This is a genomic window from Paenibacillus beijingensis (assembly GCF_000961095.1).
Classification (GTDB): domain Bacteria; phylum Bacillota; class Bacilli; order Paenibacillales; family Paenibacillaceae; genus Paenibacillus_O; species Paenibacillus_O beijingensis.
This window is the reverse complement of the sequence record NZ_CP011058.1, coordinates 2,495,443-2,512,658: the sequence shown is the minus strand read 5'-3', so window position 1 is coordinate 2,512,658 and position 17,216 is coordinate 2,495,443. Positions and strand designations below refer to the sequence as shown.

Sequence of the window (17,216 nt, the reverse complement as noted above, 5' to 3'; positions counted from 1 at the left end):
ATTATGAGATTACATTTTTTTATGTCATAATACATTACATCTTATAGGAGGAATATTATCTTATGCTAAAAATTAGAAAGTCGTTTGTTGTCAGTATGCTAACCGCCGTTGTTTTAGTAAGCTCCGCGTGTGGTGCGAAAACCGCCGCCCCGGCAGCCGAAGCGCAGAATGCGCAAGCGGCGGAGAAAAGCGAGGAAAAAGTGCTGCGGGTCGGTACATCGGGGAGAAGCGTGCCGCACTCCTTCAAGAATGAGAAGCAGGAGCTGGACGGCTTTGATATTGCGGCCATGAATGCGATCGCAGACAAAATCGGTTACAAGGTGGAATGGACGGTTTCCGACTTCAGCGGTTTGTTCGGCATGCTGGAAGCGAGTAAAGTCGATACGATTGCCAATCAGGTGGAAATATCGGATCAGCGCAAAGAAAAGTATATGTTCAGCATTCCTTATGTATACTCGGGCGGCCAGCTTGTCGTCAAAAAAGGGAATGAATCCATTAAATCGCTGGAAGATTTGAAAGGGAAAAAAATAGCGGTCGGACTCGGAACGAACAAGGAAAAATTTCTGCGCCAGTTTGATCAGGACAACGGAGTCAAAATGAACATTGTGACGTACGAGGATCCGAGCGGAATCGTCTATGACGTTGCCAACGGCCGGGTAGACGCCTACATAGTCGACAAAGCAAGCGGTCTTGTCAAAATTGAAAAATCCGGATTGCCGCTGCAGTTCGCGGGAGAGCCGTTTGAGGATTACATTATCGCTTATCCGTTCGTAAATAACGACAAAAACAAAGAATTGAAGGAGAAGTTCGACAAAGCTCTTGAAGAGCTGCAAAAGGACGGAACGATGTCTGCGCTGTCGATGAAGTATTACAAGCAGGATATCAGCAAACCAAAAACTCCGTAAAGCGTCATCAGCTTGAATCTAAATCTCATCCGGTGGTGAAACATTCCATGAACTTTGATCTGAAATATATGCTGGAGCTGTTTCCGCAGCTGCTCAAGTATGTCCATCTCACGCTGATTATGGCGCTGATCGCCATGTTCTTTGCCATTATACTAGGCTTGATTCTGGCCGTTATTACCAAAAGCAAAATCAAAATTATCAGCCCGTTGGCAAACCTCTATATTTCCTTTTTCCGCGGAACGCCTACGCTGGTGCAAATTTTTCTGTTTTATTTCGGACTTCCCCAGCTGTTCCCGTCGATGAGCTTCATTAATGCGTTCACGGCGGTGATCATTGGTCTCAGCTTCCGAAATGCCGCTTATTTGTCCGAAGTGTTCCGAGCGGCGATTACTTCGGTCGACAGCGGGCAATTGGAAGCCGGGTTATCGGTCGGCATGTCCAAGTGGCAAACGATGAGAAGAATTGTGCTGCCGCAAGCAACAAGAATTGCCATCCCTTCGACTGGAAACTTCTTTATTATTCTGGTGAAAGAAACGTCGCTCGCCTTCACCGTAGGTGTAGCCGAAATTTTTGCCCAAGCCAAAATGTCCGCCGCAGCCACGTATAAATTTTTCGAAAGCTTTTTGGCGGTCGCTCTTGTTTACTGGGTCATTACCGTGATTTTTACGATGATTCAATCCAAGATCGAAGTCAAATTAAGCAAACCTTACCGTTAGGAGGAACCTCCCGTGATTAAAGTGAGCGGCTTGCAAAAGAAATTTAATGATCTCCAGGTGCTGCATCATATTGATTTGGAAATTAACAAAGGGGAGGTCGTTGCGATAATAGGTCCTTCCGGATCGGGAAAATCGACGCTGCTGAGATGCTTGAATTTGTTGGAAGTGCCCGAGGAAGGAACGGTTGTCATCGACGATGTCGTGGTGAATATGCGGGAGCTGGCCAAGAAGGATATGTACCGGCTGAGACAAAAGAGCGCCATGGTATTCCAAAACTATAACTTGTTCAAAAACAAAACCGCTTTGCAAAATGTGATCGAATCGCTCCTTGTCGCCAAAAAAATGAAGGAGCGCGAGGCAAAGGTGATTGGCGAGCGCCTGCTGGAGATGGTCGGGTTATCCGGAAAATTCGATAATTACCCCTCGATGTTATCCGGCGGACAGCAGCAACGGGTTGGAATCGCCCGCGCGCTTGCCGTCGAGCCTTATGTCATTTTGTTCGATGAACCAACCTCCGCCCTGGACCCGGAGCTGGTCGGCGAAGTGCTTAACGTCATGCGTTCGCTTGCCGATAAGGATACGACCATGATTATCGTCACGCATGAAATGTCGTTCGCCCGCGAGGTTGCCGACCGGGTCGTCTTTATGGCCGACGGGAAAATAATCGAGCAAGGTCCGCCTGAGGACATTTTCACCAACCCGCAAAACGAGCGCACCAAAAAATTTCTGAGCCAGCTTTCCGCTTCCTAAGAAAATTATTTAAATTACTGAAGAGGGATTGGACCATGAACAACATCAAGCATAACTTTGATGAAGTGATCGAGCTTCGAGGAACCGATTCAAAAAAGCACAATCTATACCCGCCGGACGTCATTCCGATGTGGATTGCCGATACCGATTTCAAATGCGCGCAGCCGATCGTCGATGTGCTAGTGGATAGAGCGGCTCATGGCGTATACGGCTACACGACGAGCGCCGACAACTTTAACTTGTCCGTCCAGCGCTGGTTGAAAAAGCGCTTCGATTGGGATATCGACACCGCTTGGGTCGAGTACGCCCCCGCGGTAGTTGCCGGACTGGTGAACGCCATTCAGGCATTTACCCGTCAAGGGGACAAGGTGTTGATCCAATCGCCGGTTTACCACCCTTTTCACCATATTATTGCCAACAACGGCAGAACCAAAGTGCAGAATAATCTGCTGCTCAATAGCGGCAGGTATGAAATCGACTTTGAGGACCTGGAGCGAAAGCTAAAGGACCCGCAAACCAAATTGATGCTGTTATGCAATCCGCATAATCCGGTAGGGCGCGTATACACCAGAGAAGAATTGATGCGCATCGGCGAATTGTGCTTGCAGCATGGCGTTATCGTTGTGTCGGATGAAATTCACTCCGATATCGTGTACGAAGGACATCGGCATATACCTTTTCCAACTTTGTCCGAGGAGATCCGAAATAACTGCATCGTGTGCCTGAATCCGAGCAAAACGTTCAATACTCCGGGGCTTCGCACAGCGGCTATCGTGATTCCGAACGAAGATCTGCGCCAAGCCTACCATGAGACAATCATTGCGAACAAAGCCGACGGACGCACCATTTTCGGCACGCTTGCCTTTGAAACGGCCTATAACGAATGTGATTATTACGCGGATCAGCTGGTCGAATATTTGGCTGAAAACGTGCGCTTTATGATGGATTACTTCGAACGCAACATTCCAAACATCAAAGTCATCAAACCGGAAGCGACATATTTGATGTGGCTGGATTGCAGGCAGCTGGGCATGGAGCAGAAGGAGCTGCGGACATTTATGCTGGAGCGAGCCAAGGTAGGGTTGCATGACGGCACCATATTCGGCGCCGAAGGAACAGGCTTCCTGCGCATGAACATCGGCTGCCGCAAGGCCGTCTTGAAGGAGGCTTTAGTGCGGATCGAACGCGCGGTAAACGCATTAAATTTGTAAAGCCCTCATCGAGACGGCAGCGGGGCTATGCGCGGATATGGCGGTGCACTGATGCCGGTATCCACTGGTGCACCGCTACCGAGATACTGTGCTGCACTGCCGCTACACTCCGATGTCGTAACGTGCTGGAATCCGCCGGTTCGCAGCGCCTGCGCTCACTGGTGCACAGCCATATGGCCGATCGCCGTTATGCGGGCGCCACACCATGCGACACGCTGTGTGCCGCCCGCAGTCGCCCGCAATGCACCCTTCTTCTCCGGCCCCGCTATTTTACTTGTACTGTGAAAGTAGGTTTACAACATGTTTAGTCTGAAAGGCATTACCAAGACGCACTTATTGCAGCTAATCAAATCCGTTATCATTGCTTCTGCAGGAGGTCTTCTCTTTGCGCTTTTGCATTTTCCGCTCGCCTGGATGCTCGGACCGCTAACATCCGTTCTGGTGTGGCAAATTGCCGCCAAGAAAAAGCTGTATTGGCCGACCGGCTTCCGAAACGGCGGACAGATACTGTTAGGCTACAGCATGGGGCTGTCGTTTACCGCAGAGAGCGCCCGGCAAATCGCCGCTTCGCTGCCCTCGATGGTCATGTCTACCGCTTTGCTGACCGGTTCCAGTCTGGTGTTTGCCTTCTTGATCGCAAGACAGACCGGAATCAGCATGCCAAGCAGCATCATGGGCTGCATTCCCGGAGGCATCTCGCAAATGGTTCCGTTAAGCGAGGAAATTAAAGGCGCCGAACCGACGATCGTGACGTTCATGCAGACGATTCGGATGCTGGTTGTGACGTTCATGGTACCTTTCCTCGCGGTACACGGGCTGGCCGATGCGGACGCAGCGGACAATCTTGCCCAGTCCCAGACACTTGCCGGCTTGCCGGCCGCCGATCCATCGTGGCTCATGATAGCGGCTGCCGTCGTGCTGGTTGGCCTATCGGCCATTTTCGCCGTACGCTTCAAATTTCCGAATCCTTGGCTGATTGGACCGCTTATTGCCTCCGCCGTTTTCTCGGCGTCAGGTATTGAATTTCCGCACCTGCCGCAGCTTATTATCATCATCGCTCAATTGTGCATCGGCATTTATCTCGGGCAGGGCATCAAGCTTAAGGCGTTAAGCGGCTGGCGCCGCCTCCTGCCGTACAGTCTTGCCGGAAGCATTTTGCTTGTGGGCATGACGCTCGCGATCTCATATGTACTGAGCTTGACCCAGCCTATCAGCTTTGTGACGGCGTTTCTGAGCATCGCACCGGGCGGCCTTCCGGAAATGGGCGTCACTGCCGCAGCCATTCATGCCGACGTCTCCAAGGTTGCGGCTTACCAGCTGTTTCGGGTATTTTTCGTCTTGTTCATAGTACCGATTGTGTTAAAAAGAATATTCAGCAAGCCCTTCAACCGACAGCATTCTCAAGATTACTCTTGATAAAATCGACAAATGCTTTGACAACGGAAAGCTCCAGGGAAGTGTTGCGGTACACGAGCAGCGTTTCTCTTATGATCTGTCCACCGTCCTTTGTCTGAAGATTCTGAACAAATAACGATTTGTGGTTTTGCAGGCTGATACTGGGGACGATTCCATAGCCCAGTCCATTGCTCACCAGCTCAACGCAAGTTTCGATGCTGTCGACCTCCATCGTAATAAGAGGCGGCGAGGAGAACCTTTCCAGCCACCACTTCTCGATGTCCTGCCTCAAGCGGGGATCGTTAATGACGTAATTGATCTTCGGAAGACTTGGAAGAGCATTGAGATCGATCGGTTCTTTAGCTATAAGGCAAAGAGGCTCTCGAGTCAGCGGCAGCGATTGCTCGGACCAGCTATGGCTTCCTCGCAAAATGCCGATATGCACTTCTTCTTTTTGGACATGAGACAAAACTTGAGAGCTCCAGCCTGTTCTCACATTAATCTCGACTCCGTTGTGCTGGCTGACGAAGCTTTTGAGCAAAGTTGGAAGGTAGTACCGGGCATAGCTCCCGGAAACGCCGAGCCGCAGCGTGCCTACGACCTGATCGTTCATGTTCAAGATTCGTTCCTTGGTCTTTCTCAGCTCATGCAGCATTTGCTCGGCATAGTTGACCAGACATTCGCCTTGAGGAGTGAATTCCACACCGGTTTTACCCCGGGAAACGATCTTGGCGCCGAATTCCTTCTCCAGCTGCTGGATTCGGTAAGTCAGTGCAGGCTGAGAGATATAAAGCTGTTCCGCAGCCTTTGTAATATTCTTTTTCTGATAAACGGTTTTCAGGATCAGCCAGTCCTTTTCTTCCATGCGGTTCGCCCTTTTCATAAAATGTAATTATTGAATATGATGAGATTAATTAATATCATTTATGTTTAATTATAAAGCAAATTAACGTTGTAAAGGAAATTAATTTCCCGGACTTTTGATGCTGAATCTATGAAAAAGCAGTCGTCACAGAGAACCTCTGCGATTGCTGCTTTTTCTTCGAAACAACAAAACCATAGGGTTCCCCGCCTGTTCGAATACATCCATTTGACCCCAAAATAAACAAGCCTTGGGTAACTGCACATTCCGTTCATGAGGTAGTGGAATATTGTACCCTATCCACATTTAAAGGAGTGCAAATAAAATGAGAACATTCAGGGCTATTTTATCGGGACGCAATGAGGTGCCCCCTGTTCGGACAGTGGCAACCGGAAATGCCGTCTTTCAACTGAACGATAGCGGCACTAGACTGAGTTTTCAGCTCGTTGTCCGCAATATTACCCGTATGACTCAAGCCCATATTCATCTTGGACGTCCAGGTCAAAACGGCCCGATCGTCGCTTTTTTATTCGGTCCCTCCAAGTTCGGCATCTCTACCAGAAGGGGAGTTGTGCGCGGGGTATTGACCAGCCGGGATCTTGTCGGTCCATTGAGCGGAAGAACGATCTCCGATCTAGTCCGCGAGATTCGAAGAGGCAACGCTTATGTAAATGTACACACGATTCAGAATCCGGACGGAGAAATTCGCGGTCAAATTCGCAGAGGGTAATTACTGTAATGCTAAAGGCACCTGGTTATCGGGTGTCTTTTTTTCATGTAATGGTGAAAAAATAGCAAAATCCACACCCTCGTGGGGATGTGGATTTACATTAACATACTTAATGATTAATGATGTCATCCATACGCCACGTTTCCGCGATACAATTCGCGGATCGCATCTTCGATGTCCGGCTCCTTCACTTTCAAATCTTGAATCGGCAACCGCTGTGACAGATCGGCAATCAACTCGGCCGCGGTCACGAGGTTACGGTCGAACCGGTACGACACTCGCAGCCCGTCTTGACGCAAAATCTCCGCCTTCGAATGCTGCAAATTCGCTGCGGCCCGCTCCAACTGAAGCTCCAAAACGCGAAACGGAGCCAGCCTGCCAACGATGGTGCGCAGCGGGCCGTCTTCGACGACTTTGCCGCCCGATACGACGATTAACCGCTCACACAACTGCTCTACATCGTCGAGATCGTGCGTGGTCAGGACGACCGTCGTCCCGCGCTGACGGTTGATCTCGCGGATGAAATCGCGCACCGCATGCTTCGATTCCACATCAAGCCCGATGGTTGGTTCGTCCAGGAATAGAATCGACGGTGAATGCAAAACCGCAGCGGCCAGATCACCCTTCATGCGCTGTCCGAGCGACAGTTGGCGAACCGGTGTATCGACAAGCTTGTCGATACCGAGGACATCGGCCATCGTGTTCAAATTCATCCGGAACGTCTCATCATCGATCCGGTAAATCCGCTTCAATAACTCAAACGATTCTCCGAGCCGCAAATCCCAGTATAATTGTGTCCGTTGACCGAACACGACGCCGAGCTGCGAGACGACCGCTTTCCGATCCTTCTGCGGCGAAATGCCGTTAATCCGGATCGTGCCGGACGTCGGGTGCAAGATGCCGGTCAGCATTTTGATCGTGGTCGATTTCCCTGCCCCGTTCGGGCCAATATACCCGACAATCTCACCCGACTCAATATCAAAGCTGATGCCGTCCACTCCGTGCACCCTGCGTTTGTCCGGAAAGAACAAGCTTTGCAACGAACCGCGCAGCCCGGTTTTTTTCGTCGTAAGTACATATTCCTTTACCAAATCGCGCACTTCGATTAGAGCCATCGTCGTTTGTCTCCTCCCATGTCTTAAGAGCCGGCACTTTCATAACGCTTCAATCCGAGGCGGAACACGATCTGCGCGAACGCAAACATCAACACGCCGACAATCGGCGTCCACACGGCGAGGCCGAACGGCAGCGAAATCGACTGAGGCTGACCAAGAAACTCCTCAGCCGGATAGAAGCTGATAAAGCCAATCGGAATCGCGAATGTGAGCAGCATCTGGAACGCACGAGGATATATCGTGAACGGATATACAGTCGTCCGATCCAGCAGTATCATCGTAAGATTGGTCAGTGAGCGCGACGCGTTCGTCCAAAATGCGACGCTGCCCATCAGCATAAATAGAGAAGCTCGAATTAACGTTCCTCCAGCTAGTACGAGGAGAAGCATGATCACGTTTGGCACTGTCCACGCAAAATGCACCTTCGAGCATCCAATCGCAAAAATGATAACACCGGGAAGCAGATCGGTCAGCCCGATAAAGTTGAAGTTCGATACGAGAAATTGAAACAATACACTCATCGGCCGCAGCAGCATCCGGTCGAAGCCGCCGCGCTGCACGAGCGACTCAATATGCCACGTTTGAATAAACAGCGCGACGAACAGTCCGTGGGTAAGCAGCCCGAGTCCATAAAGGAAGGTCAGCTCAGAAAAGTCCCACCCGTTTAACGATGCGAATTGCGTCGAGATAATCTGCAATATCCAGATACCGGAAAACCATTGAATCGGATTCATGATGAACCAACTGCACATAAACAGCGGGTATTCAAGCTGCCGCTGAATCGCCATTCTTAGTGAAAAAGCTGCGACGACAGCGTGATGTCTAACCATTTCGAACATGCCGGTTTCATCCCTTCCAAACAATGACTAACCGCCCTGTACCATCGTCGAACGCTTGGCACGGATCCATACCCGATGTACGGTCAAACCCAAAATAAGGATCCATACAGCCTGTATCCCCATTGATTGCAGCGCGGCGAGCGAATCGATTTTCCCTACATAAATGCCGAGCGGCGACTGGTATGTATACGGAAACGGTGTGAAAGCGAGCACATGCTGCACCCAACCCGGAAAATACCACAGCGGGATCAGGCTGCCGGACAAAATACGGACGATCGCATCTTTAACCACTTCAAGCGGCCCAAGCTCCGTAACCCAAAACGCGGTCAAACCGACAAGTGCGCTAAGCAGCCACAGAATGGCGTAGCTCAGCAGCACGCTTGCCAGAAACAGAAGCGCAGCAGCGGGACTGACTGGAAGCGGTACGCGAAACAACACCGCAAGCATAAGAAACATCGGCAATGCTTTGTTCACAAGCGAACTGATGGAACTGCCAATGTCTTCGGCGAGATAGCACATGAGCAGGCTGACCGGCTTGACGAGATCGAGAGCGATATCGCCTTCGCGGATTTGCTGGTTGATTTTATTGGCTACGTTGCATACGAACATCGATGACAAAACGACCGAGATGAGCGTGAACGCGAGCATTTGCTGTTCATTTAAAATGCTGGACGAAACTCCTTGAAACGCTGTCTTCCACAGAAACAACGTTGCAAGCATCATCATTACATTCGTGCCGATCGAGACGAATACTTCAAAGCGGTATGCTAATGTCGCAAGCACCCGCATTTTTGCTAGATAGTAGTATGCCGACATCCGGCCTCCTTCACCTCCAATTAATCTCTATCTCCTATTATTGATTCGCAATTCAGTCCCATAGATTCCTCTATCTTTCCAGTCATGTTAGCTATCGTAACATTACCGGTTCTGTGAATCAACGGCCTGTTTCGAGCCCCTGTCCAAAAAAAGGCCCAAACCCCTTGGCAAGAAAGGGATTCCGGTTTTCCGGTTATTGCTCGATTCTTTTATACAATTGCTTGATTACATCATCAATCTTCGGCTCCTGGACGGTCAGGTTGTGGATGTCGAGCAGGTCGGTGAGCTGCTTGATCATCGGGGCGACCTGCTTGTCGTCTTCGATCCGGAAGAACAGCTGGTTATTTTCCCTCCGTTCGACGGGCGGCCCGCTCCAGGCGGCTTCATCCCAATTCGGCGCATCAACGACGAGGTAGCGATGGCCTTCGAACTCCGCCGCCAGTTCCTCCGTGCCGCCGTCGAACAGCACTTTTCCTTTGTCGATGAAGATTACTCTGCGGCACAATTTTTCGATATCATCCAGGTTGTGAGTCGTTAAGATGATCGTAATCTCTTTCTCTTTGTTGATCTGCTGCAGAAAGGTTTGGATTTTCTCCTTCGCCATAATATCAAGACCGATCGTCGGCTCGTCAAGAAACAAAATTTCCGGCTCATGCAGCAGGGCTGCGGCAATGTCCCCGCGCATTCGTTGTCCCAGGCTTAATTGCCGGACCGGCGTCTTGAGAAAAGACGACATGTCGAGAATGTCGGTGAACATCTCCAGATTGCGCTCAAAGCGCTCTTTCGGAACGTCATAAATTTTACCGAGCAGCTTGAACGATTCGATGAGCGGCAGATCCCACCACAGCTGGGTGCGCTGTCCGAACACGACGCCGATATGCCTGGCGTGCTGCTTGCGGTTCTTGTGCGGCTCCATTCCGTTGACATGAACGGTTCCGGAGGTCGGCACAAGCACGCCTGAAAGCATCTTGATCGTCGTCGACTTTCCCGCCCCGTTCGGACCGATGTAACCGACGATATCCCCTTTGCGTACGGTAAACGTCACATTGTTGACGACGTTCTTCGTCTCCTTTTGAAAGGAGAAGATGGCTTTAAGCAGCTTGAATGAGCCTGTCGGCTTAGGTTTGGAATGAAACTGCCGAACCAGGTTCTTCGCGACGATAATATCCATTTATGTACCCGCTCCCTTATAGACGTCCAACCCTTTTTTCCAGACATAATAGGTGATCAAGACCAGAAGCAGCGCCACTATCGGCGTCAAGTACATCAACACGGGCGAAAACGGGATGCTCGACCGGTCGCCGAAAAAGAAATAAGAAGGATAGTAGCTGATAAATGCGACCGGTAAAATGAACGTCAGCAGAACCTGCAAGCCGCCGTTATAGACGGACAGCGGGAAGCGGGTAAACTGCGCCAGCAGCAGATCCAGAATATGGCGCATGGCCCCGCCCTGCAGCGTCCAGAACACGATGCAGCCGATCAGCATCTGCAGCGACCATTCGATCGCCGCGCCGCTAATCACGAGGACGAGCAAATACGCGATTTTTCCGAGCGTCCAGCCGGGAATGTGTCCCATCGAAATGGCAAGTCCGATGATGCCCGCCAGCATATCGCCGAAGCCGTAAATTTGGATACTGTGCGTGGCGAAGGAGAACATCGGGTTGAGCGGCCTGACGAGGTAGCGGTCGAATTCGCCACCCCGGATCAGCGAGTCCAGCCACCAGACTTGGACGAACAATGCGACGAAGATGCCGTGCGTCGTCCTCCAGAGAGAGGTCATGAAGATAAGCTCGTAGGTACCCCAGCCGTTGATGATCGGAACCTTTTGCGTGATGACCCAGGAAACCAGGATGAAAGACAACCCGAGAAACGTAATACTCAGCACGCCGATGACGAAATTTAACGGATACGCCATGCGCGAGCGCAAATTGGCCGACTGAATTTCAACATACAACTTGATATATTTGCCGATCAACAAAGACCCCGCCTTTACAAAGGTTTAACCGCCCGAGATGACCAGCCTGCGCTCGATCCAGGCGAGAAGCAGCCGGCTGAACAGCAGCAAGATCAGGCACCAGCCGGCTTGAAAGGCAATCTGCTCCCAGATGGCGGAGCCTGCTATTTTCCCGATGAACAAGGAAAGCGGAATGTTGAAAATCCCCTGAAACGGGAGCCACTCCAAGACGCGGCCGACTGCGGCCGGGAAAAACCAGAGCGGGACCATCGCGCCGGAGCAAATGTCGGTGACGACGGATTTGAACACTTCGATCCCCCATATTTCGGTAAACAGGATCGCGGTCATGTTGACGATAAAATTGATCAGGAAGGACAGCAGAAAAGCGAGCAGGACGCTCACCACGAAAGCGACAGCCTGCAGTCCGGTCGGATAGTCAATGTGAAAAAACAAAAAGATGGCGATGATTTGAGGAATGATGATATAGAGAATACCGAAAAGAAAAGAGCCCGCCGCTCTGGCAAGATACATCAACTGAAAGTCCCACGGTTTCTGCATATCGAATACGATCGAGCCGTCCCTGACTTTGTCGCTGATTTCATAGGCGTTGGAGGGAGGGATGATGGCAAAGAGGATGACGGCCAGCATCGCATAGGTCTGCATTTCTTGCGAAGTGACCCCCGTCGATACGGCAAGCCCATCTCCGTTCGCGTAGATCGCCTTCCAGACTTCGCGAAAAGCGATAACAAGAATGAATGAATTGATGACGCGCAACAGCAGATCAAACTTGTAAACCTGTGTGTTTTTCAGTGTTGTTACCGTATAGGCGGCATATTTCCGCACAACACCAGCTCTCCTTTGAAGGTTCTTTTCAAGTTCCATTTGATAGCGCTATACTGCATAATATTACCACTCTATTATTGGATGCGGCAATTTGATTTTTTGGTTATAGGAGAAAATTCCCGTTCCATTACGGTGCAGGGCAATTGAAACGTCAAACTGCTTGCGACCTTGTAAGTGCAAAAAAACAAACCCATTCAACATACCAGATGGTCAAGTAGGGCTTTTCTTAATTGTCCGCTAAATGGGGTCTTGACCATTTTTGGTCAAGGCTTTTGTATTTTAATGAAGGTGAACCATGGCTAGTGACCGTTTTGATGTCACCAAAACTATTAAACTCGAATATTTGTAATGTAATAACTTCCTGCTGGAGTTAATTATCCCTTAACAAAGGGAGTCTATACTTTGCATATAACATCGCGCAATTCATTCATCCAATGAAAGGAATTCACTATATGGGGATTCATACTTATTTCCAATCGCTAACCGATTTAGAGCGAATTATCCGCTGCCCGGGTAAATTCAAATTTCAGGAGCATAGTGTATCCGCTCATTCCTGGAAGGTCGTTCAATATGCCAAAACATTGGCGGATATTGAAGAAAGTCATGGCGTCGCTGTAGATTGGAAAAAGCTGTACGAAATAACGAGCAGTCATGATTACGGTGAAATTTTTATCGGAGATATTAAAACACCTGTGAAGCACTATTCGCTGGAGCTTCGAGCCATGCTGCAACAAGTAGAAGAAGGAATGGTCGCTCATTTCATTGACGAGCATATTCCGGAAGAGTTTCAGCACATCTTTCGCAGACAACTGCGGGAAGGCAAAGACGATTCCGTGGAAGGAAAAATATTGGAAGTTGCCGATAAACTCGATCAGATCTACGAGGCCTTTGCAGAGCTGCAGCGAGGGAATACAGAAAAAGAGTTCATCATGATGTATCGAAGTGCCCTTATCAAAATTAAAGGAATCAAGCTTCATTGCGTTAACTATTTTCTGCAAAACATTTTACCTGATATCGTGAGTGAAGGATCCAGATCTCCTATCGATATTGAGCAGATTACGAAGGAAGCGTTAGCGTCGTAAAAAGCCAGCCTCTTGCGGCTGGCTTTAGTCATGCTCCTCAATCAAGCAGAAACGGCTAACGCCGTCTTATTGGGCGGCAGTACGTTTCGCGGTGAAATCTAAGAAAGTATAAGTATAAGCGAAAAAACTTATAAATTCTTAGATTTTGAAAAAGAATACCTTCCTTAAGAATCTCAAGAAATTAACGTCCTTAAAAGAATGGAGCTGCTTGCTCAGATGATGAAGCTCCCATTGTTTCCCTACAAGGTGCTGATTTATGTCAGCGATCTCCTTATCGAATTGGGTGAGTTCGTTATCCAGGTTGATTCTGGCGGTATCTTGTTCCCTCTTTAAGAGATCATGCTCCGGACGATAGGTTTGCCTTATGTTGGCTATCATGTGCTGTGCTCTGGTTTTATAAGTTTGTTCTGCGTTATTCAATATTGATTTCCTGTCGTTGAATTTTGTTTTTATGACCATGAGTTCATTACGATGAATGGATTGGGGGAGATTGGTTCTATACTTGCGCTCCATCTTTTTTTTCCACTTGATTAGCGCTTTCGCTTGGGTTGGACTCATTCCTACATGAACCGAGCCCCCGTTTTTTAAGATCATATATACCTTTTCAATTTTTTTGCGGCCATAGGACTGAAATATATTGATGTCCAAAAAATCAGCCGGCGTACGAATTCCGCTCGATCTTAAACGCCGTTTGATGTCATCGTCAACATCCGGTATTTTTTCATTGCTGATCTTATGCTTCATTAATTGATCTTCCAGCCAAATTTTTTGGAACGAGGCCAATGCGCCGGCAAGCTCCGTTTTTTCCTCCTGATCTATGGTTTGTTTTTCACGAGCGATTTCGCTTACATGAATCCGGAGTTCCTTCTCTACCTCTTCCGTTTCATTCTTTTCTCGTTCCGATACTTCCCTCTGCCTTCGTAATAGATCATTGATCTTGTTTTCCTCCATTTGCCTAAACCTTTGCTTTCTATCGTTGATTTTATTCAGTTCGCTTGTCAGTTCGGAAGCTGCATCTTGCAGTTCCTTTATTTTTCCAGATGCGGTTCTTTTTTTCTTAACCGTGGGAAGCCTCCTATAACACCAGCTTAAAAAGGCCATCTGGGCCCCTAGACCCAACGCAGTGCAGGATACGAAAACGGTAACCGGAGCATTTCCGTACATAACCGTTACAGCCAATGCCATAGCGGTTAGACCCACGAATGAAACGGTTCTTTCCAACACAAACCCATAGGTTCGCAGAGGCTTGCAAGGTACTGCTTCCGTTGCGAGATAATCCAGTACCCACGACGAACCAACAGGATACGATGTTTCGGGTTGCGATTGGACAGCGGCTGAGCGCTTCTTATTCGCTTGCCAATCCGAGAAGGCTCTTAGACAAGTCATAAATTTCGTTGCGAAGACGGCAGAGACCGATGCGGTTTGCGGATGGACGGCATCAACCTGCGATTCGGGATTAGGGGGCCGAGGCACCTTCGGTACTTCGATTGCCATGACATCACGAAAGGAGTTTACCAGAGAACGCAACTTTTCATCCGTAACAAGATCCAGAAATTCAAAAGCGCGCGATGTGCCCGGCGAGACAAAGTCTTTCTGCCGAAAGAGGAGACTTTCTTCAGCCTCCCCCGCGCCAAGCGAATTCCATACTGAAGCATCCGCACAAACGGCCCATATTGAAACCAAAATGACCCACGCTGAAAAGTTATCGATGTACGGCCCAAAATGCTCTTCGTTTCTTCCGGGGTGCTGATAATTTCTATGACCGAGCTCGTTGCTTTGCATGCCGTTTAAGCCGGGTACATACATACCGTCATAATCGATCAGAATAATTTCTTCACGGTGAATCAATATGTTGCCATGCTGCAGGTCACCATGCGCAATATTGACCATGTGCAGCTCATGAATCATTTTTAGCCATTTATCTGCCAGACTTTTTAACATTTCAGCGTTATGCAAATTTCTTTGAATATAATGAAGCAGCGTTTCTCCCTCAACCCACAGCATTTTTACGACAGGAAACCAAGTGCCGTTAATTTTTATGCCTTCAGCGAGGTACTCAAAAGGGACGATATAAGGGAGATTAACGGAGCTTAAATGCAAGCTAATGGCATCGTAACGGACCTTTTGATCCTTCACGTTATTGGTAAAGCACCTGACCGCCCATTCCGTCTTTCCGCACTTTATTCTGTAAACACTGGCATAACCGCCCGAAATGGGGCGAGGCAGCCCAAGCTTATCCAATTCAGGGAGGCCGGACTGAAGCTCCAGGTCCTGGAAACAAATTTGCGGATGTTGGATCGCTTCCCTGTAATCCTGTGGTGTGGGCCAAAACATCGCCTCACATCCCCTTAAACAAGATTTACGCGAATTAAGGTAACGTCATCATTTCTTAGATAAAAGCTGCCGCCCGGGCACATTAACTTCCTTTCCGCCTGCACGAAATAGATAAAATCATGTTCACGGGCTAACCCGTATATTTTCTTGATTACGCTTATGTCTTCCTCGTAACGGGTCAATAGCCAGCATGCCAGGGCATCGGTCATTAACCAAAACGAGTCTCCCGCTTGGGCGGTACCGCTCCATTTTTTAACGAACGCTTGGAGATGAATGTTATTTGCTGCGTTACTCGATATGAGTACAGGCCGATGATGAAAATCCTCGACGGAGCCCAAAGGAAAAAAGGCGATAATGTTATCACCCCGAATTTGAAATATACAGCTGTCACCGATCGCGACGGCATCAAACGCTGCAGATGAGGCATCCGTCAAACGAAAAGTGATTCCGGCTAACGTAGAAAACGCCCCGCTGTTCAGCTTCTCTTGCGCGTACCAGGGAAGGTCTCCGGCGTTCAATTTTCTCTTCCAGGCTTTCGACAATTTAGAAATGAATTTATGGATATGTTTACTGTCAAATTTGCCGTTGCAATAACCGCTTGCGAGCAAATCCGCCCATATGTCAGCAAACGACGATTCGCTGGCCCCATCAGCTATGGCGAATTTATAATACGCCGTATCCTTATGGACAAAAATGCTGCTGTTGAAGGCATCTTCATATTCATCTTTGCGGTTTCCAGCCTTTGGCAATGAAAAATATTCACTTTCAATTTGCATAGCCACTTGCCACCCCTACCTAAGATTGGCAGGACGCGTACCGATATCAAGCGCCTGAACCACGAGGGTTAGATCAGCATTTAATACAAATCCCCTTGCCCGATCCGAAAGATTCAATTGATGTTCCTGATTGGCCACCCAAATCATAAATGGAGTCAGGATACTTGAGCTTTCGTAGAGCATTCTCGAATAGCGGTCAGGCAGTTCATCCGACGTTTCAGGAAAACTCAAATTAACCGCATTCGGATTGCTTGATATATGCAGGTTGAACAGTAATATATTTCCATCATCCGTAGCTAGCGCTCTTATTTGTTCCATTGCCGGAGTCGGATCGCCATCGGTGGATTCTCCGTCCGTTATATGAATGACTACCGGCGGGAAACAATGCGCGTACTCGCTGACCCATTGACTCAAAATCGTATGGGCTGTATCCATCGCCTGGCAAATTGGAGTTCCGCCGCTTGCGACCGGATCAAGCCAGACAGGAAACTTTACAAGTTGATCGACAACTCCGCCTGCCCCGTCAGGAATTTTCTTCAGACGTTTTTCCAGTCTTGACGGATGATCCGCTATTTCACTAATCGGCACTAATTCCTTACCGGCTAATACACCGCCGAATGCCGGCCCAACACTGGCGCCATAGCCGATCACACCAACGTGATAATAGTCGCGTATCCCTTCCGACTTCGCACACTTGATAATCAGATTTTGCAATAAACGATTGATTGCATCCGCAACACTTTCGGCTTTTGTGCTAGCTCCGAAAGGGTCGGACATCGATCCGGACTGGTCAATCATAAACAGAAAACAAGACGGATTGGAACGGCTGATTTCTGCTGAATACATGATTCTCCTCCTCAAAAATGTACCTATTTCAATCCTATTCCG

At 48.9% G+C, this 17,216-nt stretch carries 17 protein-coding genes; 7 read left to right on the top strand and 10 right to left on the bottom strand.

The features are described from left to right. The first annotated feature begins 62 nt into the window (after positions 1 to 62). From VN24_RS11365 to VN24_RS11345, 5 genes are all read left to right on the top strand, one after another. Positions 63 to 905, top strand: coding sequence for an amino acid ABC transporter substrate-binding protein (locus tag VN24_RS11365; protein WP_045670501.1), 843 nt, complete (start codon positions 63 to 65; stop codon positions 903 to 905). 47 nt (positions 906 to 952) lie between these two features. Beyond that, complete coding sequence (locus VN24_RS27360) at positions 953 to 1,621, top strand: amino acid ABC transporter permease (RefSeq protein WP_045670500.1); 669 nt, start codon at positions 953 to 955, stop codon at positions 1,619 to 1,621. A 12-nt stretch (positions 1,622 to 1,633) separates the two neighbouring features. After that, on the top strand, positions 1,634 to 2,371 hold the full coding sequence (locus VN24_RS27355) for an amino acid ABC transporter ATP-binding protein (RefSeq protein ID WP_045670499.1): 738 nt from the start codon (positions 1,634 to 1,636) through the stop codon (positions 2,369 to 2,371). Between the two features lie 35 nt (positions 2,372 to 2,406). Continuing rightward, positions 2,407 to 3,582, top strand: a complete 1,176-nt coding sequence (locus tag VN24_RS11350) for a MalY/PatB family protein (protein ID WP_045670498.1) — start codon at positions 2,407 to 2,409, stop codon at positions 3,580 to 3,582. Positions 3,583 to 3,882: 300 nt separating this feature from the next. Further along, entirely contained in the window at positions 3,883 to 4,998 is a 1,116-nt protein-coding gene (locus VN24_RS11345) for an AbrB family transcriptional regulator (protein ID WP_045670497.1), read from the top strand. On the opposite strand, the gene VN24_RS11340 is transcribed toward VN24_RS11345, so the two are convergent. Then, positions 4,967 to 5,842, bottom strand: a complete 876-nt coding sequence (locus VN24_RS11340; RefSeq protein WP_045670496.1) for a LysR family transcriptional regulator — start codon at positions 5,840 to 5,842, stop codon at positions 4,967 to 4,969. The two genes, VN24_RS11345 and VN24_RS11340, sit on opposite strands and share 32 nt — an antisense overlap. A 322-nt stretch (positions 5,843 to 6,164) precedes the next feature. Between VN24_RS11340 and VN24_RS11335 the strand changes: the two genes are divergently transcribed. After that, on the top strand, positions 6,165 to 6,569 hold the full coding sequence (locus VN24_RS11335; RefSeq protein ID WP_045670495.1) for a CHRD domain-containing protein: 405 nt from the start codon (positions 6,165 to 6,167) through the stop codon (positions 6,567 to 6,569). 125 nt (positions 6,570 to 6,694) lie between these two features. On the opposite strand, the gene VN24_RS11330 is transcribed toward VN24_RS11335, so the two are convergent. The 6 genes from VN24_RS11330 to VN24_RS11305 form a co-directional block, all read right to left on the bottom strand. After that, positions 6,695 to 7,684, bottom strand: coding sequence for an ABC transporter ATP-binding protein (locus VN24_RS11330; protein WP_045670494.1), 990 nt, complete (start codon positions 7,682 to 7,684; stop codon positions 6,695 to 6,697). 23 nt (positions 7,685 to 7,707) lie between these two features. After that, positions 7,708 to 8,523 carry an ABC transporter permease gene (locus VN24_RS11325; protein WP_045673200.1) on the bottom strand — a complete coding sequence of 272 codons (816 nt, stop codon included), beginning with the start codon at positions 8,521 to 8,523 and terminating at the stop codon, positions 7,708 to 7,710. A gap of 27 nt (positions 8,524 to 8,550) precedes the next feature. After that, positions 8,551 to 9,339, bottom strand: coding sequence for an ABC transporter permease (locus VN24_RS11320; RefSeq protein ID WP_045670493.1), 789 nt, complete (start codon positions 9,337 to 9,339; stop codon positions 8,551 to 8,553). Positions 9,340 to 9,532: 193 nt separating this feature from the next. Continuing rightward, positions 9,533 to 10,510, bottom strand: coding sequence for an ABC transporter ATP-binding protein (locus tag VN24_RS11315; RefSeq protein WP_045670492.1), 978 nt, complete (start codon positions 10,508 to 10,510; stop codon positions 9,533 to 9,535). Beyond that, positions 10,511 to 11,314 carry an ABC transporter permease gene (locus VN24_RS11310; RefSeq protein ID WP_045670491.1) on the bottom strand — a complete coding sequence of 268 codons (804 nt, stop codon included), beginning with the start codon at positions 11,312 to 11,314 and terminating at the stop codon, positions 10,511 to 10,513. A 24-nt stretch (positions 11,315 to 11,338) separates the two neighbouring features. Beyond that, positions 11,339 to 12,136: an ABC transporter permease gene (locus VN24_RS11305; protein ID WP_045670490.1), complete on the bottom strand. Its 798-nt coding sequence runs from the start codon at positions 12,134 to 12,136 to the stop codon at positions 11,339 to 11,341. Positions 12,137 to 12,588: 452 nt separating this feature from the next. On the opposite strand from VN24_RS11305, the gene VN24_RS11300 reads away from it, so the two are divergent. Then, a complete protein-coding gene (locus VN24_RS11300) occupies positions 12,589 to 13,218 on the top strand; it encodes a YfbR-like 5'-deoxynucleotidase (RefSeq protein ID WP_045670489.1) in 630 nt (209 codons plus the stop codon). A 138-nt stretch (positions 13,219 to 13,356) separates the two neighbouring features. Here the strand turns inward: VN24_RS11300 and VN24_RS26295 are convergent, their stop codons facing one another. From VN24_RS26295 to VN24_RS11285, 3 genes are read right to left on the bottom strand one after another with little or no spacing between them, the layout of a single operon-like run. Beyond that, positions 13,357 to 15,552 (bottom strand): protein kinase family protein, encoded by a 2,196-nt coding sequence (locus VN24_RS26295; protein ID WP_052702897.1) that lies wholly within the window; start codon positions 15,550 to 15,552, stop codon positions 13,357 to 13,359. Positions 15,553 to 15,566: 14 nt separating this feature from the next. Next, positions 15,567 to 16,334 carry a hypothetical protein gene (locus tag VN24_RS11290; protein WP_148505225.1) on the bottom strand — a complete coding sequence of 256 codons (768 nt, stop codon included), beginning with the start codon at positions 16,332 to 16,334 and terminating at the stop codon, positions 15,567 to 15,569. Positions 16,335 to 16,343: 9 nt separating this feature from the next. Continuing rightward, on the bottom strand, positions 16,344 to 17,174 hold the full coding sequence (locus VN24_RS11285) for a vWA domain-containing protein (RefSeq protein ID WP_202967419.1): 831 nt from the start codon (positions 17,172 to 17,174) through the stop codon (positions 16,344 to 16,346). Positions 17,175 to 17,216: the final 42 nt, after the last annotated feature.